The sequence below is a fragment of the Enterobacter sp. BRE11 genome (assembly GCF_031844285.1).
Lineage (GTDB): Bacteria > Pseudomonadota > Gammaproteobacteria > Enterobacterales > Enterobacteriaceae > Pantoea.
Window position 1 is genome coordinate 37,012 of the sequence record NZ_JAUZUX010000001.1, and the last position, 25,965, is coordinate 62,976.

The following is a 25,965-nucleotide window of genomic DNA, read 5'->3' on the forward strand; positions in this document are numbered from 1 at the left end:
TTCTCTCCTGACAACGCTGAAAATATAACAAAACTTAGCAAGAAACTCTGCCCGCAAATTGTTGTCTAACAGAATGTTTGGTGTAACAGAAAGTTAATGAAGCATCCTATGCTATTCATTTTACTTATAATTTCCGTCATTAAACTGCAATGAATTTCTCGCGATAAAAATTGTCCTTTAAGTTAAATCCTAAAAAAACCTGACATTTCTTTACGCTACTGGCCCTGAAATTGTCTGAATTTCGTTCAGTCGCCTTCGCCTCTTTCTGATTGTCATCTCTGTTTTTACTGCTGGTTCGATTAGACTGAGCCTCTTATTGCCCCTCTGCTGACTATCAGGACGCGTTTACAGGATGTCACTTTCTCTTTCAGGTAAAACCCCTACTCCGGCCGTCTCGGTCGCCGTGCTGCTGATAGCGATGCTGTCGCTGCAGGGCGGCGCCTCTCTGGCTAAATCACTCTTCCCTACAGTCGGTGCCACTGGCATTACCGCACTGCGTCTCGGACTGGGCACGCTGATGCTATGCGTAATCTTTAAACCCTGGCGGCTGCGCTTTACCCGCGAACAGCGCTTGCCGCTGCTGCTGTACGGACTGGCGCTGGGCTGTATGAACTTTCTGTTTTACCTGTCGCTGCGCACCGTGCCGCTCGGCGTCGCGGTGGCGCTGGAGTTTACCGGTCCGCTAACGCTGGCGCTGCTGGGCACGCGACGCCTGCTCGATTTCATCTGGGTGGTACTGGCGGTGAGCGGGCTCTGGTTTCTGCTGCCGTTTGGCGACAGCATGAAAACCATCGATCCGCTGGGTGCGGCACTGGCGGTAGGCGCGGGTGCCTGCTGGGCACTCTATATTCTGGCGGGCCAGCGTGCCGGCGCGCAGCACGGCCCAGCGACCGTAGCGATGGGCTCGTTAATCGCTTCCGCCATTTTCGTGCCGCTGGGGCTGACGTTTGCCGAGCCTGGCATCTGGCACTGGAGCGTCATTCCTGTCGCGCTGCTGGTCGCCCTGCTCTCCAGCGCCATCCCTTACGCGCTGGAAATGGTGGCGCTGACGCGTCTCCCGGCGCGTATTTTCGGCACGCTGATGAGCCTGGAGCCGGCGGTCGCCGCGCTGTCGGGCATTTTGTTCCTGGGTGAAACGCTGTCGCTGACGCAGAGCCTCGGCTTACTGGCGATCATACTGGCGTCAGCTGGCGCGACGCTGACGCTCAGGCCCAGAAATAAGGCGCTTAAAGAAGTTGAAATAACCTCACCACCGCCGCAATAACCTATTCCGCCTGCGTATAACACAGGCGGATATTATTTCGTCGCAGCGGGCGGATTTATTTTAACCAATGGTAAACATAATTATTATCATTCTGAAACACACCCAATGATCAAAGCTCGGGCTAATATCTAAGTAACAGATATTTAATCTTTTTTTCTCACTCACTGCGACGATATGCCTGTTCGCCGTTATTGCCCCTTACGATTTATCCGTAAATGCTATCTATTTCAGCCATTGATAAGCTCAATCCTGCAACCCAATAAATCGCTGCTATACTTATTCCCGTGCTTGATTAGGACAACCCATCAAAGAGAGGATTCATACGATGAGTACCGCAAAACTGGTTAAAACGAACGCTTCCGATCTGCTTTACACCCGTAACGATGTGGCTGACGACGAGAAAAAAGCCACCATTGAGGTGCTCAACCGTCTGGTAGTGGAATTTATCGATCTGTCGCTGATCACCAAGCAGGCGCACTGGAACATGCGCGGCGCTAATTTTATCGGCGTACATGAAATGCTGGACGGTTTCCGTACCACCATTACCGATCATCAGGACACCATCGCTGAACGCGTTGTGCAGTTAGGCGGCGTGGCGCTGGGTACGACTCAGGTCGTTAACGACAGAACGCCGCTGCAAAGCTATCCGCTAAATATTCACAGCGTGCAGGATCATCTGAAAGCGCTGGCCGACCGCTACGCCATCGTGGCGAACGATACCCGTAAAGCGATCACTGAAGTGAAAGATGAAGACACCGCAGATATTTTCACTGCAGCATCGCGCGACCTGGATAAATTCCTGTGGTTTATCGAGTCCAACATTGAATAATCATAAACATATGCATCAGGCGGGGAAACCCGCCTTTTTTATGTTCGCTTAACAGCAAAATTACTATTTTTTGACCTTCATAACATTTCTGAACGCCTCTTCTTCCCACGCCGAATGCTGCATGCAAAGGTGCATTGCACCAGAATAATCCTATGCACCATTTTGGTGATCTATTTTGGTGCAAAAGTTTTTACCTGTGCAAAATCGTGTCAGCTTTAAGGTTTAACCCATTGATTATGGTGAAAATGAAAAGTTGGCATAATTTTTTCATATGGTAAGCCGTAAACACCGCCTTCAGGTCGGGTAGCAATAAGGAAAAATGATGAAGTCACTGTTTAAAGTCTCTGTGGCCGCGCTGGCGCTGGCCTTCTCACTCTCTTCCACCGCAGCAGAAAAAAAACTGATCGTTGCCACCGATACCGCGTTTGTTCCCTTTGAATTCAAACAGGGTGATAAGTATGTCGGCTTCGATATCGATCTGTGGGACGCCATCGCTAAAGAGCTGAAGCTGGACTATACCCTGAAGCCAATGGACTTCAGCGGCATTATCCCTGCCCTGCAAACGCGCAATATCGACCTGGCGCTGGCGGGCATTACCATTACCGACGAGCGTAAAAAAGCGATCGAATTTTCTGACGGCTACTACAAAAGTGGTCTGCTGGTGATGGTTCGCAACAATGAAAATGACATTAAAGGCATCAACGACCTGAACGGCAAAGTGGTCGCAGTGAAGAGCGGCACCGGTTCAGTGGATTACGCTAAAGCGCATATCAAAACCAAAGATCTGCGCCAGTTCCCGAACATTGATAATGCCTATATGGAACTGGGCACCAACCGCGCCGACGCGGTACTGCATGATACGCCGAATATCCTTTACTTTATCAACACCGCAGGCAAAGGCCGCTTTAAAGCGGTAGGCGACTCTATCGAAGCGCAGCAGTACGGCGTCGCATTCCCGAAAGGCAGCGACGAGCTGCGTGAGAAAGTCAACGGCGCGCTGAAGACCCTGAAAGAGAACGGCACCTACAACCAGATCTACAAAAAATGGTTCGGCAGCGAACCTAAATAATAAATTTTTGCTTCTTTTTGAGCAGGGACGCGTGCCCTGCTTTTTCCACCGCAACACAACTGGAGTCACACCATGGAGTTTGACTGGAGCGCCATCTGGCCCGCGATGCCAGCGCTGATTGAAGGCGCAAAAATGACCCTGCTGATCTCGGTGCTCGGCCTGGTCGGCGGACTGATCATTGGCCTGGTCGCCGGCTTTGCCCGCGCCTACGGCGGCTGGATCGCCAACAATCTCGCGCTGGTTTTTATTGAGATTATCCGCGGCACCCCCATCGTCGTGCAGGTGATGTTTATCTACTTCGCGCTGCCGATGGCCTTCCCCGATCTACGCATCGATCCCTTCACCGCCGCGGTGGTGACCATTATGATCAATTCCGGCGCCTATATCGCCGAGATCACGCGCGGCGCGGTGCTGTCGATCAATAAAGGCTTCCGCGAAGCGGGCCTGGCGCTGGGACTGTCGCGTCGCGAAACCCTGCGCTACGTTATTATGCCGCTGGCGCTGCGCCGTATGCTGCCGCCGCTCGGCAACCAGTGGATAGTCAGCATCAAAGATACCTCACTGTTTATCGTTATCGGCGTGGCGGAACTGACGCGTCAGGGCCAAGAGATCATCGCCGGCAACTTCCGCGCGCTGGAGATCTGGAGCGCCGTGGCGATTATCTACCTTGTGATTACGCTGGTGCTGAGCTTTGTGCTGCGCCGCATCGAAAAAAGGATGAAAATCCTGTGATTGAATTTAAAAACGTCTCAAAGAGCTTCGGCACCACCCATGTGCTGCACGATATCAACCTGAAAATTAACCAGGGCGAAGTGGTGGTGATTATCGGGCCGTCCGGCTCCGGCAAATCGACGCTGCTGCGCTGCATCAATAAGCTGGAAGAGATCTCCAGCGGCGATCTCATTGTTGATGGCCTGAAGGTTAACGATCCCAACGTGGACGAGCGCCTGATCCGTCAGGAAGCGGGCATGGTGTTTCAGCAGTTTCATCTGTTCCCCCAGATGAGCGCGCTGGACAACGTGGCGTTCGGCCCGATTCGCGTGCGCGGCACAAAGAAAGAGGATGCGCATAAGCTGGCGCGCGAGTTGCTGGCGAAGGTCGGCCTGGCCGAGCGCGCAAATCATTTCCCTTCTGAACTCTCCGGTGGGCAGCAGCAGCGCGTTGCTATCGCCCGCGCGCTGGCGGTAAAGCCGAAGCTGATGCTGTTCGACGAGCCGACCTCCGCGCTCGATCCTGAACTGCGCCACGAGGTACTGAAGGTCATGCAGGATCTGGCCGAGGAAGGCATGACCATGGTGATCGTCACCCATGAAGTCGGCTTTGCGCAAAAAGTCGCATCGCGCCTCATCTTTATTGATAAAGGCACCATCGCGGAAGATGGCGATCCCGACGCGCTGATCACCCAGCCGCCGAGCGATCGCCTGCGCGAGTTCCTGCAGCACGTCTCCTGAGTTTCCGGGCCGGCATCTGTCGGCCCGTCGCTTTATTCCCCCTTGAGCGACTTTGCGATCGGACCCTGCCCCCGCCTTTCCTGAACCGTACGATTAATGCCTTTCAACCCTTTCACGCCCGACGCCTGACTATACTTCTCCACCTGTGAGCCAGAGGTTGCTAAGGAGAAAGCCATGTCGTCAGCCCACAATTATTGTCGCCGGGTGCGGCAAGGGATCGCCCTGCTGCTGCTTTGCTGTATTACGCTGCTGCCCGCCGCACAGGCGGTCACGCTGCCGCAGGCGGCGGTGGCGGCACAGCAGTCGTCCGGCGGCGCCAGCAGCGCGCAAAATGCGCCGACGCTCGACGAAAAAAAAGCCGCTTACGCCGCGCTGGCGAATATTCTGGAAGACGATCGGTCACGCGCAGAGCTGATTAACCAGCTGCGCGGCGCCTCCAGCGCAGCGGCGAAAGACAACGCGCCTGTGCTGACGCCGCCGACCGAAGATGAGGATAAAACCGTGCTGCAGGGCGTGACGGACGTCACCCGCGCGTTCGGCGGCAGCGTGGTGCAAAAGTTCGCCCGCCTGCATGACAGTATCGTCGCCGCGCCGCACAAGGCGTTCAACCCGGACACCTTCTTTAACGCGCTGCACCATTTTATGGCGCTGGCAGCAGCCCTGTTCGCCTTATACTGGCTGCTGCGCCGCGCGGTGTCGCCGCTCTATCGCCGTATGGGGCGCTGGGGGCGCGCAAAGAATCACGAGCAGCATAACTGGCTGCAGCTGCCGGCGGCGATTATCGGCGCCTTCGTTATCGACCTGATAATGCTGGCGCTGACGCTGTTTATCGGTCAGATACTTAGCGACAACTATCACGGCGACAGCCGCACTATCGCCAGGCAGCAGGGGTTGTTCCTCAACGCCTTCGCGCTGATTGAGTTTTTTAAAGCGGTGTTGCGCCTGATTTTTTGTCCCGGCTTCGCCGACCTGCGCTTTTTTCATCTCAGCGACGGGCGCGCCCGCTACTGGAGTACGCGCTTAAGCTGGCTCTCCGGCCTGATTGGCTACGGGCTGCTGGTGATCGTGCCGATTGTGTCCAGTCAGGTTAACGTGCAAATCGCGGCCCTGGCCAACGTGGTGATTATGGGGATCATGACCGGCTGGGCGCTGTTTCTTATCTTTACCAATCGCCGCGCGATCCACGCCGCACTGCAGGCGCTGTCGGATCGCAGCCTGGCCTTTTTCGCCTTTTTTATCCGCGCCTTCGCGCTGGTGTGGCACTGGCTGGCGAGCGCCTACTTTATCGCGCTGTTCCTGCTCTCTATTTTCAATCCCGGCGATAGCCTGAAATTTATGATGGCGGCCACGGTGCGCACGCTGGCGATTATCGGCATCGCCGCCCTCGTCTCCGGCCTCCTGACGCGCTGGATAGGCAAAACCATTACGCTGTCGGCCGACCTGCGCCGCAACTATCCGGCGCTGCAAAAGCGCGTCAACGACTGGGTAAAGGCGCTGCTGATGCTGGCGCGCGTTGTCACGGTGTTCGCCACGCTGCTGCTGCTGCTTAACGCCTGGAACCTGTTCGATCTCTGGCACTGGCTCACGGCGGGCGCCGGAGAGAAGATGGTGGATGTGCTGATCCGTATCGTGATGATCCTGCTGCTCTCAGCAATAGGCTGGACGCTGCTGGCGAGCCTGATTGAGAGCCGGCTCGCCTCCGACTCGCACGGCCGCCCGATGCCGAGCGCCCGTACCCGCACGCTGCTGACGCTGTTCCGCAACGCGCTGGCGGTGGTGATCAGCACCATTACCATCATGATTCTGCTCTCAGAAATCGGCGTCAATATCGCGCCGCTGCTGGCGGGCGCCGGCGCACTTGGCCTGGCGGTCTCATTCGGTTCGCAAACCCTGGTGAAGGATATTATCACCGGCATCTTTATCCAGTTCGAGAACGGCATGAATACCGGCGATCTGGTGACTATCGGCGCCATCACCGGCACAGTAGAGCGGATGTCGATTCGCTCAGTCGGCGTGCGTCAGGATACCGGCGCCTATCACATTATTCCCTGGTCTTCGATCACCACCTTTGCCAACTTCGTGCGCGGCATCGGCTCTTTTGTGGCGAACTATGACGTCGAGCGCGGCGAGGAGAGCGAGCGGGTAAACCGCGTGCTGCAGGAGGCAGTGGATGAGCTACTGAAGAACGCGGATATTCGCGGCATGGTGATTGGCGAACCGAACTTCGCCGGTCTGGTGGGCTTAACCAACCAGGCCTTTACCGTGCGCGTCTCCTTTACCACCCAGCCGCTGAAGCAGTGGACGGTGCGCTTCGCGCTGGACAGCATGGTGAAGAAACATTTCGATGCCGCCGGGATTAAGGCGCCGCGCCAGACGGTCGAGGTGGTGCAGACCGGCAGCAGCGTGGCGAGCGCGGCTGCCCTGCCCGCGCTGCCCGCCCCGGAGTAAGGCTATTTCGCCAGCCGCTGCGCGCGCGTTGCGGCTGGCATAAAGCTCCAGGCGAGAAAACGGCTCTGCTTCTGCCCCTGCGCCATATTCACCACCCGCACCTCTGCCGCGTCGAGCGCCTGCAGCTGTTTTTCCAGCGCGGGCAGGTTCTCGCGGCGCGACACCAGCGAGGTGAACCAGACGCACTGGCGCGCCAGCGCCGCGCTCTCGGCGATCATCTTGCCGACAAAGGCTTTTTCGCCGCCTTCGCACCACAGCTCGTTATGCTGCCCGCCGAAGTTGAGCGGCGTCGTGCTCTCCAGCTTCAGATTGCGCGTTTTACGCTGCGAGGCGCCCGCCGCTTCCGCCGCCGAGGCGTGGAACGGTGGGTTGCAGATCGCGGCGTGAAAAAATTCATTTTTATTCACTACGCCCGCCAGCACCGCCTGCGGATCTTTTTGCCGACGCAGGCGAATCGCACGCTGCAAACCGGGATTGGCCGACACGATACGATTTGCCGCTTTCAGCGCCGCCTCGTCGATATCAGTGCCGGTAAAGCGCCAGCCATACTCCGCCTGGCCAATCAGCGGGTAGATGCAGTTCGCGCCGCAGCCGATATCCAGAATATCCGCCTGCGGGATGGCGCCGCGATTGTCCAGCGCCAGCAGATCGGCCAGATAGTGCAGGTAGTCAGCGCGCCCCGGCACCGGCGGGCAGAGCGCGCCGGGCGCCAGCTGCCACTCGATGCCGTAAAAAAGCTTCAGCAGCGCCTGGTTGAGCAGCATGACCGCCTCCGCATCAGCAAAATCGATCGACTGCGTGCCGTAGCCGTTGGGCCGTACTTTGGCCGCCAGCGGCGGATGCGCGGCGGTCAGGGCGGCAAAGTCATATTCGCCCTGATGGCGGTTGCGGGCGTGGAATAAATTACTGGCTGGCTTGTTCATGGCGTCTCCCGTTTTGCAGGCGCGTACAATACGCCGCAGCGCCGGGAAAAGAAAGCCGCACAATCCGCTTACACATTTCTTTCCAGTGCGGCCGATGCTGTCACGCTAAGATAGTGTTAACACTTCGCTACGGGATAAAAGATGACGCATAAACGCTACTCCTACCAGCCGCGCGCTGGCCACGGCCTGCCGCACGACCCGCTGAACGCCATCATCGGGCCGCGCCCAATCGGCTGGATCAGCTCGGTTTCCGCGGCGGGCCAGCGCAATCTGGCGCCTTACAGCTTCTTCAACTGCTTTAACTATCATCCGCCCATCATCGGCTTCGCCAGCAGCGGCTGGAAAGACAGCGTACGCAATATCAGTGAAAGCAAAGAGTTCGTCTGGAACCTGGCGACGCGCCCGCTGGCGGAAGCGATGAACGAGAGTTCGGCGTCGGTGCCGCCGGAGCAGGATGAGTTCGCGCTGGCGGGCGTCACGCCGCTGGCCGCTTCGCAGGTGAAGGCGAGCCTGGTGGCGGAAAGCCCGGTGAACTTCGAATGTCGCCTGACGCAGCTGATCCAGCTGCAGGATGCCGAGGGCAACCCGCTTGACAGCTGGCTGGTACTGGGCGAAGCGATCGCCATTCATATCGACGAGTCGCTGCTGGATGAGGGAATTTACCAGACGGCGCGCGCGCAGCCTGTTCTGCGCGCCGGCGGGCCGAGCGCCTATTATGGCATCAGCGAAAACGAGCGCTTCAACCTGACGCGTCCGGACGCGCGCCGCTAGCGGGTTTTGCCGCCCGCGATAAAACACTGCACAAGCGGCTTCAGCACCTTCTGCAGCGCTGAAGCCCGCTCCTGCCGCCAGGCAAACGGCGATCTCTCCTCCATATAGTTGCGCTGCGCCAGCTCCAGCTGCACCGCCTCGACCCGCTCTTCCGGCTGACCATAGGCGCGGGTAATGTAGCCGCCCTTAAAGCGCCCGTTCACCACCCAGCTGTAGTCGCTCTGCGCCGCGCAGACCGCCTCCAGCCCCTGCGCCACCTCAGGGCGACAGCTTTTGCCGTCGTTGGTGCCGATATTGAGATCCGGCAGACGCCCTTCAAAGAGGCGCGGGATGACGCTGGCGATGGAGTGAGCGTCAAACAGCAGCGCGTAGCCGTGTTCCGCCTTCAGGCGCGCCAGCTCCTGCTGGATCTGCTGATGATAGGGCTGCCAGATATCGTGGAGATAGCCTTCGCGCTGCGCCGCAGAGGGCGTTTTGCCCGGCGCGAAGGTCGGCGAGCCGTCGAACAGGGTTTCCGGAAAGAGGCCGGTGGTGGCCGTGGCGTAGAGCGGCTGATTGTCCGGTGGACGATTCAGGTCGATAACGAAACGCGAATAGCGGCCGATCAGCACGCTGGCGCCGAGATCGCGCACAAAATCGAACAGCAGCGGAATATGCCAGTCGGTGTCGGGCAGGCCGCGCGCCGCCTCGCTCAGCCCCGCCTCCACCTCCGGCGTCAGCTGCGTGCCGGCGTGAGGGATGCTTACCAGCAGCGGCAGGCTGCCTGGCGTAAAGTCGAAAGGTGTCATTGCGCTTCTCCGCGATAGATAACGGTACAGGGCAGCTCGCCGCCCAGCCAGTAAACCAGCTCCGCCGGACGCGCCAGCGGCCAGTGGACGAAGTTCGCCACTTTGCCCGCCTCCAGCGAGCCGTGCGTCTGCTGCAGCCCCAGCGCTTTCGCCCCCCAGAGCGTGACGCCCGCCAGCGCCTCTTCCGGCGTCATGCCAAACAGCGTGCAGCCCATATTGAGCATCAGGCGCAGCGACAGCGCAGGCGAGGTGCCGGGATTGGCGTCGCTGGCCAGCGCCATGGGCACGCCGTGCTGACGAAACAGCGCCACCGGCGGCCGCTGGGTTTCGCGCAGCAGATAGAAGGCGCCGGGCAGCAGCACCGCCACCGTGCCCCGCTCGCCCATCGCCCGCGCATCCTCTTCGGTGGCGTATTCCAGATGATCGGCGGAGAGCGCGCCGTAGCCCGCCGCCAGCCGCGCGCCGCCCAGCGAAGAGAGCTGCTCGGCGTGGAGCTTCACCGGCAGGCCAAGCTCCACGGCCTTATCAAACACGCGCGCCACCTGCGCCGGCGAAAAGGCCAGATGCTCGCAGAAGGCGTCCACTGCGTCCGCCAGCCCGTTGGCTTTCACCTGCGGCAGAATGCGCTGGCAAATCAGATCGACCCAGCCATCGGGATCCTGTTTAAACTCCGGCGGAAAAGCGTGCGCCGCCAGGCAGGTCGCCAGCACGTCGACGGGCGCGCTCTCGCCTAACTGGCGGATGGCGCTCAGCATGCGCAGCTCGCTCGCCTCATCCAGCCCGTAGCCCGATTTGATCTCTACCGTGGTGACCCCTTCCGCCCGCAATCGGTCGAGCCGCCAGCGCGCCGACGCCACCAGCGACGCCTCGCTCGCCTCGCGCGTGGCGCGCACCGTCGAGAGAATGCCGCCGCCCTGCGCGGCGATCTCCGCGTAGCTGACGCCGTTGAGGCGCTGCTCGAACTCCGCGCTGCGGTCGCCGCCGAACACCAGGTGGGTATGGCAGTCAATCAGGCCCGGCGTCAGGATACCGCCGTCGAAGCGGTGCTGGCGACGCGGCGTAAAATCGGGCATCTCCGCGCGCGGTCCCACCCACACCAGCCGGTCGCCCGCCACCGCCAGCGCGCCATCCTCGATGAGGTGATAATTGCCTTCGCGCATCGTGACCAGATCGGCCCCCAGCCACAGGCTGTCGATCGCTTTACTTTCCGCCATTGCGCTCTCTCCCGTTGCGGACGATTTACTCCGCCTTTTAAAGTATGTATATGTATATACAACTACCGCCGGTGAGGATCAACTATGGCAACCTTTTTTGCTCCACGCGCGCTGCTGGCCGACGGCTGGCGACATCAGGTGCGCATTACCGTTAACGACGCTGGCGTGATTGAGCGCGTCACGCCCGACAGCGACGCGCACGACGCTATCCGCCTGCCCGGCGCCACTATTCCCTCTGTCGCCAACCTGCACTCGCACGCCTTTCAACGCGCTATGGCCGGGCTGGCGGAGGTCGCGGGCGATCCCCAGGACAGCTTCTGGACCTGGCGCGACCTGATGTATCGCATGGTGCAGCGCCTGACGCCGGAGCAGGTCGGCGCTATCGCCGCCTGTCTCTATATCGACATGCTGAAAGGGGGCTATACCCAGGTGGCGGAGTTTCACTATCTCCATCACGATCCCAGCGGCGCGCCCTACGCGCAGGACGCGATGCTGCAGCAGCTGATGCAGGCCGCCGAGATCGCCGGCATCGGCCAGACGCTGCTGCCGGTGCTCTACAGCCACAGCGGCTTTGGCGCGCAGCCGCCGCTGCCGGGACAAAAACGCTTTATTCAGCAGACCGACGCCTGGCTGCGGCAGCAGGAACGGCTGGCGGCGAGCGTGCGCGATAAGCCGCTGCTTAATCGCGGCCTCTGTTTTCACTCGCTGCGCGCGGTGAGCGAAGCGCAGATGCGCGAGGCGCTGGCCGCGAGCGATACCGCCCTGCCGGTGCATATCCACATCGCCGAGCAGGAGAAAGAGGTTAACGACTGCCTGGCCTGGAGCGGTGAGCGGCCGGTGGAGTGGCTGCTTAACCGCTTTGAGGTCGATGCGCGCTGGTGCCTGATCCACGCCACGCATCTCGACGCGCGCGAAATCGCGCAGCTCGCCGCCAGCCGCGCGGTGGCCGGTCTCTGCCCGACCACCGAAGCCAATCTTGGCGACGGCATCTTCCCGGCGGCGGATTTTATCGCCCAGGGCGGACGCTGGGGCATCGGCTCCGACAGCCATGTTTCCCTCAGCGCGCTGGAGGAGCTGCGCTGGCTCGAATATGGCCAGCGGCTGCGCGATCGCCGCCGCAACCGCATCACCACGGCGGAACAGCCCTCGGTAGGCGATCTGCTGTGGCGCGGTGCGGCACTCGGCGGCGCGCAGGCGTGCGGCGTCGCGCTCGGCGAACTGTCGCCCGGTAAACGCGCCGACTGGCTGGTGCTGGCGGAGGATGAATGGCTCGACAGCGTGGGCGATGAGGCGCTGCTCAACCGCTGGCTCTTTGCCGGACGGCGCGAACAGATCCGCGATGTGTGGGTCGCGGGCCGCGCGGTAATCGAGGGGGGACGCCACGCCGCGGAAGCGCGCTGCGCGGCCGCGTTTCGCCAGGCGATGGCGGCGCTGCGATGAGAACGCATTTCTGCTACGCCGATCTGCCGGTCAGCCGCTGGCGCAACGGCGGCGGCGAGACGCGCGAAATCGTCAGCTATCCGCCCGGCGAGGCGGATTTTGCCTGGCGCGCCAGTATCGCCACCCTCGCCCACGACGGCGATTTCTCGCGCTTTCCCGGCATCGATCGGGTGATAACCCTGCTGCGCGGCGATGAGGTGCAGCTCAGCGCGCCCGCCGCCACGCACCGGCTGACGCCGCTTCAGCCCTGGCGCTTTCCCGGCGAATGGGCGATCCACGCCGCGCTGCAGGGGGAAAGCAGAGACTTTAACATCATGACGCGGCGCGACAGCTGGACGGCGGAGGTCGCGGTGACCGCACAGCCGGAGGCCAGCCTGCACGGCGTCGCCTGGGCGATCGCCGGCGAATGGCGGCTGGATGACGGTAAACGGCTAGGCGCCGCGCAGGGCGTCTGGTGGCTGGATGAGGAGACGCGCCTGACGCCAGTCACGCCGGACGCGCAGCTGCTGCTGACGCGCCTTAGCCGTGTCCCTTAAAGCGGCCGAGCAGCTTATAGCGCGATCCCGGATAGAGCAGCCGTGCATAGGTGACGATTTTGGTGTCGCTCCAGGTCTGGCGTCGAATCAGCAGGCAGGGCTCGTGCTCATCCAGCGACAGATATTTACGCTGGCGCGCGTCCGGCAGCACCGCCTCGACGATATGCTCGCCTGCGGTCAGCGGCGCTACCTGCATCAGATAGGTATAGGGCGTAAGCCGATGGTAATCCTGACTCAGGTAATCGGGCGCCACCAGCGGATTGACCAGGCGATCCTCCAGCTGTACCGGCAAATCGTTCTCGTAGTGCACGATCAGCGAATGAAAGAGGGTCTGACCGGTGCTTAAGCCGAGCACCGCCGCCTGCTCGGGATCGGCTTTATTCTGGCCGATGGCGAGGATCTGGCAGCGGTGCTGGTGGCCGCGCTGGGCGATCTCGTCCGCGATGTTATGCACTTCGAGCATTGCCGTGTAGCCTTTCATCTCCGCGACAAAGGTGCCGACGCCCTGCATACGCACCAGAAAACCTTCGCTGGTCAGCTCGCGCAGCGCGCGGTTAATGGTCATGCGGCTGACGCCCAGCTCGTTGACCAGCTCGCTTTCGGACGGCACGCGCTGGTTCGCCTTCCAGCTGCCCGCGCGGATCTGGCTGACGATCGCCTGCTTGACGCGCTGGTAGATTGGGGCGGGCTCATCGCTCATCGCCGCCGCCAGCTGTGCTATTGCCGAATGCTCGACCATATTCATTTCCTTATCACAATAATGCCTGAAGTTTACTGGCTCGCGGCCTGAATGTATATACATCCTCAGCCCCCTCGCCCTGCTCCTGCACACCGCCTGAGCGCGCTAATTTGTGATCGCACTGGCATAGCAAATGCTTATAGCTTGCCAGTTGTATAGACAAGAATAGACACTTGTGTTTCACTCGATTTCATTCGCTGCGCAGAGTGAAAACGGTTTGGCTTTTCGCATAACGCGCTTACTTGTATAGACAGGAGTAGACTATGTCAGGTTTGGCTCAGGCGGTGCGCCTGGTTCCCGGTGAAGTGGATCTTGCCGCGCTGCGCAGGATTTATCAGGGCGGCGTAACGCTCATGCTCGATGAGCAGGCGCAGGAGGCGATCCTGCGCGCGCAGCAGACCGTGGAGGAGATCGTCGCCTCCGGCAAGGTGGTATACGGCATTAATACCGGCTTCGGCAAGCTGGCGCAGACGCAAATTCCCGCCGCCCGCCTTGCGGATCTGCAGCGTAACCTGGTGCTGTCGCACAGCGTCGGCCTGGGCGATCTGCTGCCCGACAACGTCACGCGCCTGGTGATGGCGACCAAAATTATCAGCCTGGCGCGCGGCCACTCCGGCGTGCGTATCGCGCTGATCGAGGCGCTGCTGACGCTGTTTAACGCGGGCGTGATGCCCTGCATTCCGGAAAAAGGCTCGGTTGGTGCCTCCGGCGATCTGGCGCCGCTCGCGCATCTCTCGCTGATGCTGCTGGGCGAAGGCCAGGCGCGCGTCGAGGGCGCGCTGATCCCCGCGCGCGACGCCCTCGCCTCCGTTGGGCTGGAACCCTTCGTGCTCGGCCCGAAAGAGGGTCTGGCGCTGCTCAACGGCACCCAGGTGTCGACCGCGCTGGCGCTGCGCGGCCTGTTTGAGGCGGAAAACCTGATGGCCGCCGGGCTGGTAGCGGGCGCGCTGTCGCTGGAGGCGATTAAAGGCTCGCTGAAACCTTACGACGCGCGCATTCATCAGGCGCGCGGCCAGCGCGGGCAGATCGCGGTGGCCGCCGCCGTCGAGACGCTGGTCACCGGCAGCGAAATTCTCGGCTCACACACTAACTGCGGCCGGGTGCAGGACCCCTACTCGGTGCGCTGCGTGCCGCAGGTGATGGGCGCCTGCCTCGACAATCTCACCCACGCCGCGCGCGTGCTGCAAATTGAAGCCAACGCTGCCTCGGATAACCCGCTGGTGTTCAGCGACAGCGGCGACGTCATCTCCGGCGGCAATTTCCACGCCGAACCGGTGGCCTTCGCCGCCGATATTATCGCGCTGGCGGTAGCGGAGATCGGTGCCATTTCCGAACGCCGCATGGCGCTGCTGCTCGACACCGGCCTTTCTGGCCTGCCGCCTTTTCTGGTGCGCGACGGCGGCGTCAACTCCGGGTTTATGATTGCGCAGGTCACCGCCGCCGCGCTGGCCTCAGAGAATAAATCGCTGGCGCATCCGGGCAGCGTCGACAGCCTGCCGACCTCCGCCAATCAGGAAGATCACGTCTCAATGGCAACCTATGCGGCGCGGCGCCTCGGCAGCATGTGCTTTAACACCGCTGCGGTCGTCGGCATCGAAGCGATGGCGGCGGCGCAGGGCATCGAGTTTCACCGTCCGCTGCAAAGCTCCGCGCTGCTCGAGCGTGAGATTAGCCATATTCGTCAGCAGGTCGCCTTCCTTGAGGAAGACCGTCTGCTGGCGCCCGATATCGACGCCATGCGTCTGTGGGCCAGCCGTAGCGACTGGCCCGATTTTCTCGCGGCACTGCTGCCCAGCCAGCAGACCGTCTCTTCTGGTGAATAAGGAATCTGCTATGAGCGAAACTCTCTCCCAGGCCGTGGCGCGCGAAGTGCGTGCGCCGCACGGCACTACGCTGCACTGCGCCAACTGGCTGATCGAAGCCGCCTGGCGCATGATCCAGAATAACCTCGATCCCGACGTGGCCGAGCGGCCTGAGGATCTGGTGGTTTACGGCGGCATCGGCAAAGCGGCGCGCAACTGGGAATGCTTTGAACAGATCCTGCGCTCGCTGGAGCTGCTGCAGCCTGATGAAACCCTGCTAATCCAGTCGGGCAAGCCCGTGGGCGTCTTCCGCACCCATGCCGACGCACCGCGCGTGCTGCTGGCGAACTCCAACCTGGTGCCGCACTGGGCCAACTGGGATCATTTTCACGAGCTGGATAAGGCCGGGCTGATGATGTACGGCCAGATGACCGCCGGCTCGTGGATCTATATCGGCGCGCAGGGCATCGTGCAGGGCACCTATGAAACCTTCGTCGAAGCGGGTCGCCAGCACTATAACGGCGATCTGACCGGACGCTGGATCCTAACCGCCGGTCTGGGCGGCATGGGCGGCGCGCAGCCGCTGGCGGGCGTGCTGGCGGGCGCCTGCGTGCTGGCCATCGAATGTCAGGAGTCGCGCATCGATTTTCGTCTGCGCACCCGCTATGTCGATCATAAAGCCTACACGCTGGACGAGGCGCTGAGGCTGATTGAAGAGGCGACGCAGGCGAAACAGGCGATCTCCGTCGGCCTGCTGGGCAACGCCGCCGAGATCCTGCCGGAGATGGTAAAACGCGCCCGCGCGGGCGGCCTCAGGCCCGATATCGTGACCGATCAGACCTCCGCGCACGACCCGGTAAACGGCTATCTGCCGATCGGCTGGGACGTGGCGCGCTGGCAGTCTGAACGCGCCAGCGCGCCGAAGGCGGTAGAAAAAGCGGCGCGCGCCTCGATGGCAGTGCACGTGCAGGCGATGCTCGACTTCTGCCATATGGGCATCCCCACGGTGGACTACGGTAACAATATTCGTCAGGTGGCGCTGGATGAGGGCGTCGCGAACGCCTTTGATTTCCCGGGCTTCGTGCCGGCCTATATTCGCCCACTCTTCTGCGAGGGCAAAGGGCCGTTCCGCTGGGTGGCGCTGTCGGGCGATCCGGAAGATATCTACAAAACAGACGCGAAGCTCAAGGAGCTGTTTCCGCAGCATAAAAGCCTGCATCGCTGGCTCGATATGGCGCAGGCGCGCATCGCCTTTCAGGGGCTGCCGGCGCGCATCTGCTGGCTGGGGCTGGGCGAGCGTCACCTGGCCGGGCTGGCGTTCAACGAGATGGTGCGCAACGGCGAGCTGAAAGCGCCGGTTGTCATTGGCCGCGATCATCTTGACTGCGGTTCCGTCGCCTCGCCGAACCGCGAAACCGAATCAATGAAGGATGGCTCCGACGCGGTGTCTGACTGGCCGCTGCTTAACGCCCTGCTGAATACCGCGGGCGGCGCGACCTGGGTGAGCCTGCATCACGGCGGCGGCGTCGGCATGGGCTTTTCGCAGCATGCGGGCGTGGTGATTGTCTGCGACGGCAGCGAACAGGCTGACCAGCGTCTGGGGCGCGTGCTGTGGAACGATCCCGCTACGGGCGTGATGCGTCATGCGGATGCCGGGTATGAGCGCGCGCAGGCCTGCGCGGCCGAGCACGGGCTTAATCTGCCGATGATGAGGTGAGGGACGCCGGGCCGGGCGCGGGCGGCGGCGGGTTCCGTCCCGCCTGACGGGGTTGCCTGCTGCGCAGGCGGGGCTGAGCGGGTTCCGCCCGCTGGGTAGTTGGCCTGCTGCGCAGGCGGGGCTGAGCGGGTCCCGCCCGCCAGACGGCAGGGAGTTTCAGCCGCTCCGCTGCTGGCGTGCGTGTTAAGGGGCTCGCCAGCCCCTTAACAATCCCCGCTTCCGGCAGCCTCCACGCCGCGCTGCGCGCGGTGCCTTCGTTGCTTACGTCGGCCGCACGGACCCGTCGGGACAGGCCGTCCTGGCCTGGCCCTCCCTCTCGCCGACCTCCTGTCGGCTCGTCCTGGCCGCCGTGCGCGCCTCAGCGTGTCGGATGCCTCTGACTGCCCCGCCTGTGAGTTTCCTTATTTTTTATTAACGACGGTGTCGTCTGAGCACATGGCTTGCGCTTTCAGCGATGAGGCTGCGCCTTCAATAATCAAGATTTGCAGCGGGGGTTGTGGGGGCCATCGCAGCCGCTGAGCGAAGGAAGGATTTCAGGATGAGGCGACGGGACGTCGCCGAAAGCGCGGGCCAGGCCAGGGATGGCCTGTCCTGCGCGGTCCGTCAGAAATCCTGCCGGAGCGAAGGGACCCGCGCAGCGGGCGGGTGAGCTGGCCCGGGGCGCGGGTGCAGGGCCGGCGCCACCGGCCCTGCTCGGTCGCCCGCAGCGGGCGAAATGAAACTGTCCGCCTGTCAGGCGAACGAAACCTGCGCTGCAGCCGAGCGAGCGAAACCTGCGCTGCAGCCGAGCGAGCGAAACCTGCGCCGCCGCCTGGCGAACGAAACCTGCGCTACAGCCGAGCGAACGAAACCCGCGCCGCCGCCAGGCGAACGAAACCTGCGCTGCAGCTGAGCGAGCGAAACCCGCGCCGCCGCCAGGCGAACGAAACCTGCGCTGCAGCCGAGCGAGCGAAACCTGCGCCGCCGCCTGGCGAACGAAACCTGCACCGCCCGCAGCCGCCCTGCTGCCCCTTATTCCCTTTGGTTCTGACCTATAGCCAAATTCCCAGTCCGGAAGATAGACGCGCCTGCGCCTTGCCACTAAAGTGGAGACTCATCACTACAGGAGCGCGATCCCGCATGACCCTATCCCCTGCCCTGCTCGACAAAGCCCAACACTGGCGTCATCAGCTGCACCGCGAACCGGAACTCGGTTATCAGGAGCACAAAACCAGCGATCTGGTGGCGCAGGAGCTGGAGATGGCGGGATTGCAGGTGCATCGCGGGCTGGCTGGCACTGGCGTGGTTGGCACGCTGCGCAACGGCGACGGCCCGGTTATCGGGCTGCGCGCCGATATGGACGCCCTGCCCATCACCGAAAAAGGCTGCCCGCAATGGCGCTCTGCGCGTCAGGGCGTGATGCACGCCTGCGGCCACGACGGCCATACCTCGATACTGCTGGCGGCGGCGCTGCAGCTGGCGGCCACGCGTCGCTTTCGCGGCACGGTGCACTTTATCTTTCAGCCCGCCGAGGAGAATCTGGGCGGCGCGCGCAAAATGGTCGAAGAAGGCCTGTTTCAGCGCTTCCCCATGGATGCAGTCTATGCGCTGCATAACTGGCCGGGCTTGCCGGTAGGATCGCTGGCAGTCAACCCCGGCGCGATGATGGCATCGCTCGACTCGTTTGAAATTACCCTGACCGGCAAGAGCTGCCACGCGGCGATGCCGGAAAGCGGCGCCGATCCGATGGTGGTGGCCGCCGAACTGATTCTGGCGCTGCAAACCATTCCGTCGCGTCGCCTCTCGCCGCTCGCCTCGGCGGTGGTCAGCGTCACGCAGATCCACGGCGGCGAAGCGATTAACGTCATTCCGGAGACCCTGGTGCTGCGCGGTACGGTGCGGTGTTTGCAGACCGACGTACGCAACAAGGTGCGCGGTCTGATCGAGGAATTTGTCACTACCCTGCCGCGCCCGTTCGGCGTCAGCGGCGCGATTCACTGGTTTCCTGGCTATCCGGTTACCGCTAACCACGCCGACCCCGCTGAGCAGGTCCGCATGGCGGCGCAGCAGATGCTGGGCGAAGAGCAGGTCCACTGGCAGGTCAATCCCTCCATGGCCTCAGAAGATTTTGCCTGCATGCTTGATGTCTGTCCTGGCGCCTATTTCTGGCTGGGCGCCGATGGCGCGACGCCTTCTGCGCCGCTGCACAATGCCGAGTATGACTTTAACGACGCGCTCATCCCGCTGGGCGTGACGTTCTGGCAGCGCCTGGTCGAACAGGCGCTGCCGCAAGGCTAACTTAATATCCGGCAGCGCTGAGGCGTGCCAGGCCCGCCTCCAGCGACGCGCTCTCTCCGCTGGCGCGCAGGCAGCAGGCGAGTTGCAGACGCAGCGCCTGCGGTACCGGAAGCTCCCCCTTCAGCACTCTTTCCGTCCAGCGCGCGGTCGCTTCGGCCGATTTATCCGCTGGCAGCTCCGGCGCCGCTTCCGGCTGGCGCTCAACCCACACTTCCGCTCCGCCTCCTGCACCGGGAATAAAGCTGATCGCCGGACAGCGCAGCGGACTGGCGTAGACTTCGCCTTCCGTGCCGTTGAGCAGAATGGCGGGGGCGTCGATATCGCTAAAGAATTTCGCCACGCGCGGCACATATTCCGGATGCGATACGCTGGAGAGACGCAGCGCGTCGCGTTCGCCGAACGGCGTCGCCAGCTTCACCAGCGTATGGGCGCTGCTGCGCACCCCCATCCGCCAGCGCAGCGAAAGCTGCTTCGCCATCGGCGGACAGAGATGATCGATGGTGATAAAGGCGAGGCCGCCCTGGTCCAGCGTCGCCTGCGCCTGCTGCTGCGTGGTCACTGCCGCAATGCCGAGCGCGGCGAATACCGCCTCGCTGGTGACGCGCGTCGGATCGTCGCTGACGCCGTGCACCAGTACCGGAAAGCCCAGCCGATTGAGCAACAGCGCCAGCAGCGGCGTCAGGTTACCCTGACGCCGCGCGCCGTTGTAGCTGGGGATAACCATCGGCTGTGGACGCTGCGCGGGCGCCTGCAGCGACATCATGCGCGCCTGCATCGCCTGATAGAAACCGCGCATCTCCTCTTCCCCTTCGCCCTTGATGCGCAGCGCGATGAGAATACCGCCCAGCTCCAGCTCCGGCACTTCCTCCGCCAGCATCGCCGTATAAAGCGCCTGCGCAGTGGCGAGGTCGAGATGGCGCGCGTGATTTTTGCCGCGTCCGATCTCTTTAATCACTTTGTTCAGTTCCATTCTTTGCTTCCGGTCAGGGGCCGCGCCAGGCGGCGGCCAAAAATGAGTCAGGGGTTAACGCTTTGCCGCTGGCCGTCGGGTGGGGCGCCGTTTATTACCCGCCAGCGCCGGCGCACGTTTCACCTTCAGCGCGGCGGGCGCCTCAGGCTGCTCGATCGGAAAGACCGGCAGCGCGGCCAGCAGGCGGCTGCCGTAGGTTTTGCTCAGCAGCCGACGGTCATATATGACAATCTCCCCGTAGCACTGATGGCTACGGATCAGGCGGCCGACCTGCTGAATCAGCGTAAAGGAGGCGCTCGGCAAACTCTGCACCTCAAACGGATAGCGGTTCAGGCTCTTGAGCCATTCGCCTTCAGTCAAAATTACCGGACTGTCCACCGGCGGAAAAGCGATTTTGTGAATATGCACCTGGCTCAGCAGCTCGCCTTTCAAATCCAGCCCTTCCGCGAACGACTGCAGGCCCACCAGAATACTGGTCTCGCCCTTCGCCACCCGTTTACGGTGCAGCTCCACCAGGCGCGAGCGCGGCTGATCGCCCTGCACCAGCATGGTCAGCCGTAGCTCGGGCAACTGGGCGACAAATTGCTGCATTGCGCGGCCGCTGGCGAACAGCACCAGCACCCCCTTGTGCTTCTCCTCTTTCATCTGCTGGCGGAAAAAGGCCGCCATTTCGGCGATATGCTCCGCTTCGTTAGCCAGCAGCGGCTCATAGCGCATCTGCGGGATCACCAGCTTGCCCTGCTCGACATGATTAAAGGGCGAGTCGAGCGCCACAAATCGGTCGCCGGCTTTCTCGCTCAGGCCCGACATCTCCTGCAGGCGGCTGAAGCTGTTAAGCGAGCGCAGCGTAGCGGACGTCACCACCACATGAGGGATTTTGCGCCACAGCAGCTTCTCCAGCTGATCGCTGACGCGAATGCCGGCGCAGTGAAACAGCAGATGCGCCTGGCCCTCGCGCAGCTCGCGTGTGATCCACTTCGACACCGGCGCGCCCGAAGCTTTCGGCATCGCCGCCAGCCGCCACAGCTTGCTGACCGATTCGAACCAGCCGAACTGCCGGTTAAGCTGCAGCAGATTGCGGTGCAGACGCATCAGGTCGACGCTGCCGGTCTGTTCGCTGAGGGCGTTGATCAATCCTTCCGCCAGGCCGCGCAGCGCGTCGCTCAGCTTAAACAGGCGCGCGCAGAGCGCCAGCAGCTCTTCAGGCAGTTCGCCGAGCACAAAGCGAAACTCCCCCGGCTGGTTGTCGGCGGGCAGCAGCGGATTGAGCGCCTGGCTCAGCGTCGTCAGCAGCTCGCGCAGCTCCTCGCAGTGCGCCCTGAGGCGCTCCGGATTGCTGAGCGGCGGCGGCGATTTCGGGCGCATCTGCGTCATAATGCCCTCTACCAGCCGCACGAAGAGATCGAGCTGCAGGCTGCTCCAGCCGGGCGTAATGTCGGCACTCATCTCCAGCGCGTCGCGCGCCACCTCCGGCAGATGGTGGCCTTCATCCAGCACCAGCATCAGGTGCTTCGGCGGCGGCAGAACCGACTCGTTCTCCATCGCCGCCATCACCAGCGCATGGTTAGCCACCACCACATCCACCTGCTCAATTTCGCGACGGGCGACAAAGAAGGGGCATTCGCGATACCAGCGGCAGTGCGCGCCGAGGCAGCTCGCCTTGTCGGTTGAGAGACGCTGCCACAGGCTGTCGCTGATATTCTCTTCGCTGTGATCGCGCAGTCCGTCCCAGGCGTAGCTGCTGAGCGACTTCTCCAGGCGGCCGCACTGCGTCTGCTCCTCCTGCGTGCTGCTTACCGCCTCGTCGTCGAGATAGAGCAGCAGATCGCCCTGCTGGTCGTCGCTGGCGGCCAGCGCTGCCAGATTGCGCGGACAGACGTAGCGCCCACGCCCGAAGGCGGCGGTAAAGGTAAGATCGGGAATGATCTTTTTCAGCAGCGGCAGATCTTTGCTAAAAATCTGATCCTGGAGCGCCACGTTGGCGGTGCTGACAACCAGGGTTTTCTCTTCGGCGCGGCTCGCCGCGATGCCGGGGATCAGGTAAGAGAGGGTTTTGCCAACGCCGGTCGGCGCTTCAATGGCCAGATGACGCGCGTCATCGCCCGCCAGGCACTTCGCCACGTCGGCGATCATCTGGCGCTGCGGCGCGCGGGGAATAAAGTCCGGCACCTGCTGCTGTAGCGCCTTATACCACTGCGCTATCTGGCTTTTTATTGCTGCTGTCAGGGCCATAGTCGTCTACCACCGGGTGAAAATGGCCTGTATTTTTACACAGTAATCCGCCAGCGTCAGCTTTGGGCCGCATTTTTTCGTGCCGTCTCGAAGAATGGCGTCACGGAAAAATCCTGCCGTAGCCAGCGGCGGGGCTTCAGCGCTATGGTGTCGCATCATCGCTGTTCTCATCATAAGGAAGAAGAGATGTTTTTATCCCGCCGCGCCTTTGCCGCGCTCTGTGCCCTGCTGCTCTGGACGGCGCAGGCTGCCGCGCAGTCGACGTATCAGCTGGAGCAGGTGGTTGAGCTGAGCCGCCACGGCGTGCGTCCGCCTACGCCCGGCAACCGCAAAGAGATCGAGGCCGCCACGCAGCGCCCCTGGACAGTATGGAGCACGCGCGACGGCGAGCTGACCGGCCACGGCTACGCGGCGGTAGTCAATAAAGGGCGCTGGGAGGGCGAACATTATCGCCAGCTCGGCCTGCTGACGGCCGGTTGCCCGCAGCCGCAGGATATTTACGTGCGCGCCAGCCCAAAACAGCGCACCCGCGCCACCGCCGAAGCGCTGGTCGACGGCGCCTTTCCCGGCTGCGGCGTGCCGGTGCATCACGTGGCGGGCGATGCCGATCCGCTGTTCCAGACCGACGCCTTCGCCGCGACGGCGACCGAGCCCGCACAGCAGCGGGCGGCGGTCGAGGCGAAGGCGGGCGACCTGGCCGCGCGCCAGCGGGCGCTACAGCCCGCCATTCAGGCGCTGAAGCAGGCGGTATGCCTCTCCGACGCCCACTGCGCGCTGTTCGATCGGCCGTGGCAGATCCGCCAGAGCAAAGGCGGTCATAGCTATATCGCCGGCCTGAGCGTGATGGCGAGCATGGCGGAGACGCTGCGCCTCGCCTGGAGCGAGAACCTGCCGTTCAGCCAGATCGCCTGGGGCCATATCACCCGCTCGGCGCAGATCAGCGCCATTCTGCCGCTGCTGACGGCGAACTACGACCTCAGCAACGATGTGCTCTACAGCGCGCAAAGGCGCGGCTCGATTCTGCTCAACGCCCTGCTGGAGGCCGCTGAGGGCCGCGACGCCGCGCCAAATGCGCGCTGGCTGCTGCTGGTGGCGCATGACACCAATATCGCGATGGTTCGCACCCTGATGGGCTTTAGCTGGACGCTGCCCGGCTACGCACGCGGCAATATCCCGCCCGGCGGCAGTCTTGTGCTGGAGCGCTGGCGCGACAACGCCAGCGGTGAGCGCTTTCTGCGCCTCTATTTTCAGGCGCAAAGCCTGGATGACCTGCGTCGTCTGCAGCCGATCGACGCCGCGCATCCGCTGCTGCGCGCGGAGTGGCGGCAGGCGGGATGCCGCGTGACGCCGGTGGGCACCCTCTGCCCGCTGAAGAGCGCCGTTCGCGCGCTAGGCAGGCAGATTGACCGGCGAGCGGTGACGCCGGTCAGCTATGCGCTGCCGTGAGCCGGCAGCGGCTTAAACATCACCGTCGTCGCCTCCAGCTCGCCCGCGATCGATTCGGCGTAGCCCGGAATCGAGCCGGCGATCTGCCAGCCAAGCGAAAGATAGAGCTGCGTGGCGACGTCGCCGCTGCGGGTGTCCAGCACCAGCAGCGTTTTGCCCAGCACCTGCGCGCGCCGCTCGGCCAGCTGCATCAGCTGGCGCCCAATGCCCTGACGGCGAGCGGCGGGATGCACCAGCAGCTTGTTTATCTCCGCGCGATGGCGGCCGTTGGGCATCACGGCGGCGCTCAGGGTTAGCGTGCCGATCACCCGCTCATGCTGGCGCGCAACGATAAGTTCGTTCTCGCCGGTGGCGAGGCTGGCTACGCGCTGCTGCCAGAAATCCTCCATCGCCGCATGGTCATGCGGATCGGTAAAGCCGATGCTGGCCCCGTCCGCCACGCACGCCTGCAGCAGCTCGCAGAGAGAGTGCCGATCGCTGCGCGCCTGCTCGGCGTCAATCCATTCATAAGTCGTCATGGTTTGCACACCACCAGCACATAGCGCGCGCCGTCGGTGAGATGCGCCTCGAACGCCGAGCGACCGGTCAGATGAAAACGCAGGCAGTCGCCGTTCTGTAAGGTCCAGCGCTGCTCGTCCATGGTGATAGTCAGGCCGCCCTGCTGCAGCCAGATATGCTGCTCCAGCCCCTGAACAGGCGGCGCATCGTAATCGATGCGCGCACCCGGCCGCAGTTGTCCCTCCACCAGCTCTGCGCGAAAGTGGGCCGCCGGCGGCGAGACGTTGCGCCGCACGAAGCCGCTGGCGTCGTCGCGCCAGACCGGCTGCTGCTCCGGCGTCAGCAGCAGATTGACCGCCTCTTCCACTTCACTTAACAGCCGCGACATGGTAAGACCATAAGCGACGCACAGGCGATTCAATAAGGCAGCCGTCGGGCTGGTTTCGCCGCGCTCAATACGCGACAATGACGCCCGGCTGATGCCGGTCGCCGTGGCGAGTTCATCCAGCGACCAGCCGTTCTGAACGCGGAGCTCTGCCAGGCGAGCCGCAAGGCGTTGTTCAGTCCTTTCCATCAGCATCATGCGTTTCTCATATATGGGATTTTAATCTCGTAAATGAGATATAGCGTGAAACTTGCGCCTGCGTCAACTTGTACACTTAAAAAACATTTGTACAAGTTGATCGGGTTGGTTAAGGTTATTAGATCGCAGTCAGGAAGTTTGGGGAAGTTATGGCCTTTTACAGTATCGGTGACGTTGCCGAACGCTGTGGAATAAACCCGGTCACGCTGCGTGCGTGGCAACGACGTTATGGCTTATTAAAGCCGCAGCGATCGGAGGGTGGACATCGTCAGTTTGATGACGAGGATGTGCAGCGCATCGAAGAAATTAAACGCTGGATCGAAAGCGGCGTGCCGGTAGGCAAAGTCAAAGCGCTGCTTGAAGGCGAGAGCGTGAACGTGCATGACGGCTGGGTTAACCTCCAGGAAGAGCTGATGAGCGTGCTGCGCCACGTCAAACCGTCGAAGCTGCGCGCCAAGATCGCTGCGCTCGGGCGTGAAAACCCTGTTGATCCGCTTATCGATCACGTCATTATGCCGGTACGGCAGAAACTCGGTCTGGATCAGAATACGGCGCGCGTCATGAGCAGCCTGCTGGACGGCGCGCTGATTGACTATGTCGCCTTCTGTCTGGCTGGCAGTCGTAAAAAAGCGGGCAAAGATGCGCTGATCCTTGGCTGGGCGGTAGAAGATCGCACCCGCATCTGGCTGGAAGCCTGGCGGCTCTCCCAGGAGGGATGGCGGCTTGACGTGCTGGCAGAGCCGCTCGACCTGCCGCGCCCCGAGCTTTTTCCCGGTCAAACTATTTTTGTCTGGACCGGCAAAAAGCTTACGCGTCGCCAACAGGAACAGCTGACGCACTGGCAGGAACAGGGATATGCTATTCGCGCCCACGAGACGCGCTTTCAGTAAAACGCACGCAGGGCCCTTTTCGCCTCGCCCTGCCCGCGTTATTATCCCCGCCTTTCAGGCTCTACTCAGGTTTCCGCA

At 62.3% G+C, this 25,965-nt stretch carries 22 protein-coding genes; 14 read left to right on the forward strand and 8 right to left on the reverse strand.

Annotated elements, in window-relative coordinates; all coding sequences use genetic code 11:
* Positions 1-352 precede the first annotated feature (352 nt).
* From rhtA to ybiO, 6 genes are all read left to right on the forward strand, one after another.
* Positions 353-1,264, forward strand: a complete 912-nt coding sequence (rhtA, locus tag Q9R34_RS00185; RefSeq protein ID WP_485891970.1) for a threonine/homoserine exporter RhtA — start codon at positions 353-355, stop codon at positions 1,262-1,264.
* A gap of 325 nt (positions 1,265-1,589) precedes the next feature.
* Positions 1,590-2,093, forward strand: coding sequence for a DNA starvation/stationary phase protection protein Dps (gene dps / locus Q9R34_RS00190; protein ID WP_434124447.1), 504 nt, complete (start codon positions 1,590-1,592; stop codon positions 2,091-2,093).
* Positions 2,094-2,415: 322 nt separating this feature from the next.
* The gene (gene glnH / locus Q9R34_RS00195; RefSeq protein ID WP_434124446.1) at positions 2,416-3,162 is read left to right on the forward strand and encodes a glutamine ABC transporter substrate-binding protein GlnH; all 747 of its coding nucleotides are present in this window, start codon (positions 2,416-2,418) and stop codon (positions 3,160-3,162) included.
* 72 nt (positions 3,163-3,234) lie between these two features.
* Entirely contained in the window at positions 3,235-3,894 is a 660-nt protein-coding gene (glnP, locus tag Q9R34_RS00200) for a glutamine ABC transporter permease GlnP (RefSeq protein ID WP_434124445.1), read from the forward strand.
* Complete coding sequence (gene glnQ, locus Q9R34_RS00205) at positions 3,891-4,613, forward strand: glutamine ABC transporter ATP-binding protein GlnQ (protein WP_434124444.1); 723 nt, start codon at positions 3,891-3,893, stop codon at positions 4,611-4,613. Before glnP ends, glnQ begins: the two co-directional genes overlap by 4 nt.
* 174 nt (positions 4,614-4,787) lie before the next feature.
* Positions 4,788-7,061 (forward strand): mechanosensitive channel protein, encoded by a 2,274-nt coding sequence (gene ybiO, locus Q9R34_RS00210; RefSeq protein ID WP_485891971.1) that lies wholly within the window; start codon positions 4,788-4,790, stop codon positions 7,059-7,061.
* Between the two features lie 2 nt (positions 7,062-7,063).
* On the opposite strand, the gene rlmF is transcribed toward ybiO, so the two are convergent.
* Positions 7,064-7,984 (reverse strand): 23S rRNA (adenine(1618)-N(6))-methyltransferase RlmF, encoded by a 921-nt coding sequence (gene rlmF, locus Q9R34_RS00215; protein ID WP_485891972.1) that lies wholly within the window; start codon positions 7,982-7,984, stop codon positions 7,064-7,066.
* Positions 7,985-8,125: 141 nt separating this feature from the next.
* Between rlmF and Q9R34_RS00220 the strand changes: the two genes are divergently transcribed.
* A complete protein-coding gene (locus tag Q9R34_RS00220; RefSeq protein ID WP_434124440.1) occupies positions 8,126-8,755 on the forward strand; it encodes a flavin reductase family protein in 630 nt (209 codons plus the stop codon).
* Here Q9R34_RS00220 and hutG read toward each other — a convergent pair.
* Both hutG and hutI read right to left on the reverse strand, forming a co-directional pair.
* On the reverse strand, positions 8,752-9,543 hold the full coding sequence (hutG, locus tag Q9R34_RS00225; protein ID WP_434124439.1) for an N-formylglutamate deformylase: 792 nt from the start codon (positions 9,541-9,543) through the stop codon (positions 8,752-8,754). The two genes, Q9R34_RS00220 and hutG, sit on opposite strands and share 4 nt — an antisense overlap.
* Positions 9,540-10,757 carry an imidazolonepropionase gene (hutI, locus tag Q9R34_RS00230; protein WP_485891973.1) on the reverse strand — a complete coding sequence of 406 codons (1,218 nt, stop codon included), beginning with the start codon at positions 10,755-10,757 and terminating at the stop codon, positions 9,540-9,542. The genes hutG and hutI overlap by 4 nt, the downstream gene beginning before the upstream one ends.
* Positions 10,758-10,841: 84 nt before the next feature.
* On the opposite strand from hutI, the gene Q9R34_RS00235 reads away from it, so the two are divergent.
* Complete coding sequence (locus tag Q9R34_RS00235) at positions 10,842-12,197, forward strand: formimidoylglutamate deiminase (protein ID WP_485891974.1); 1,356 nt, start codon at positions 10,842-10,844, stop codon at positions 12,195-12,197.
* The gene (locus tag Q9R34_RS00240) at positions 12,194-12,733 is read left to right on the forward strand and encodes a HutD/Ves family protein (protein WP_434124433.1); all 540 of its coding nucleotides are present in this window, start codon (positions 12,194-12,196) and stop codon (positions 12,731-12,733) included. Before Q9R34_RS00235 ends, Q9R34_RS00240 begins: the two co-directional genes overlap by 4 nt.
* Here the strand turns inward: Q9R34_RS00240 and hutC are convergent.
* Positions 12,717-13,472: a histidine utilization transcriptional repressor HutC gene (gene hutC / locus Q9R34_RS00245; RefSeq protein ID WP_434124431.1), complete on the reverse strand. Its 756-nt coding sequence runs from the start codon at positions 13,470-13,472 to the stop codon at positions 12,717-12,719. The two genes, Q9R34_RS00240 and hutC, sit on opposite strands and share 17 nt — an antisense overlap.
* A gap of 263 nt (positions 13,473-13,735) precedes the next feature.
* Between hutC and hutH the strand changes: the two genes are divergently transcribed.
* The 3 genes from hutH (at position 13,736) to Q9R34_RS00260 (ending at position 19,268) form a co-directional block, all read left to right on the forward strand.
* Positions 13,736-15,295 carry a histidine ammonia-lyase gene (hutH, locus tag Q9R34_RS00250; protein WP_485891975.1) on the forward strand — a complete coding sequence of 520 codons (1,560 nt, stop codon included), beginning with the start codon at positions 13,736-13,738 and terminating at the stop codon, positions 15,293-15,295.
* A 10-nt stretch (positions 15,296-15,305) separates the two neighbouring features.
* Positions 15,306-16,991 carry a urocanate hydratase gene (gene hutU / locus Q9R34_RS00255; protein ID WP_485891976.1) on the forward strand — a complete coding sequence of 562 codons (1,686 nt, stop codon included), beginning with the start codon at positions 15,306-15,308 and terminating at the stop codon, positions 16,989-16,991.
* A gap of 1,119 nt (positions 16,992-18,110) precedes the next feature.
* The gene (locus Q9R34_RS00260; protein ID WP_434126647.1) at positions 18,111-19,268 is read left to right on the forward strand and encodes a M20 aminoacylase family protein; all 1,158 of its coding nucleotides are present in this window, start codon (positions 18,111-18,113) and stop codon (positions 19,266-19,268) included.
* A 1-nt stretch (position 19,269) separates the two neighbouring features.
* Here the strand turns inward: Q9R34_RS00260 and ybiB are convergent, their stop codons facing one another.
* The gene (ybiB, locus tag Q9R34_RS00265) at positions 19,270-20,238 is read right to left on the reverse strand and encodes a DNA-binding protein YbiB (RefSeq protein ID WP_485891977.1); all 969 of its coding nucleotides are present in this window, start codon (positions 20,236-20,238) and stop codon (positions 19,270-19,272) included.
* A 54-nt stretch (positions 20,239-20,292) separates the two neighbouring features.
* Entirely contained in the window at positions 20,293-22,470 is a 2,178-nt protein-coding gene (gene dinG, locus Q9R34_RS00270) for an ATP-dependent DNA helicase DinG (protein ID WP_434126651.1), read from the reverse strand.
* Between the two features lie 186 nt (positions 22,471-22,656).
* On the opposite strand from dinG, the gene Q9R34_RS00275 reads away from it, so the two are divergent.
* Positions 22,657-23,916: a histidine-type phosphatase gene (locus Q9R34_RS00275; RefSeq protein WP_485891978.1), complete on the forward strand. Its 1,260-nt coding sequence runs from the start codon at positions 22,657-22,659 to the stop codon at positions 23,914-23,916.
* Here the strand turns inward: Q9R34_RS00275 and Q9R34_RS00280 are convergent.
* A complete protein-coding gene (locus tag Q9R34_RS00280) occupies positions 23,901-24,434 on the reverse strand; it encodes a GNAT family N-acetyltransferase (RefSeq protein WP_434126654.1) in 534 nt (177 codons plus the stop codon). The two genes, Q9R34_RS00275 and Q9R34_RS00280, sit on opposite strands and share 16 nt — an antisense overlap.
* Positions 24,431-24,994: a helix-turn-helix domain-containing protein gene (locus Q9R34_RS00285; RefSeq protein ID WP_434126774.1), complete on the reverse strand. Its 564-nt coding sequence runs from the start codon at positions 24,992-24,994 to the stop codon at positions 24,431-24,433. The genes Q9R34_RS00280 and Q9R34_RS00285 overlap by 4 nt, the downstream gene beginning before the upstream one ends.
* 152 nt (positions 24,995-25,146) lie before the next feature.
* Between Q9R34_RS00285 and Q9R34_RS00290 the strand changes: the two genes are divergently transcribed.
* The gene (locus Q9R34_RS00290) at positions 25,147-25,887 is read left to right on the forward strand and encodes a MerR family transcriptional regulator (RefSeq protein WP_434126655.1); all 741 of its coding nucleotides are present in this window, start codon (positions 25,147-25,149) and stop codon (positions 25,885-25,887) included.
* Positions 25,888-25,965: the final 78 nt, after the last annotated feature.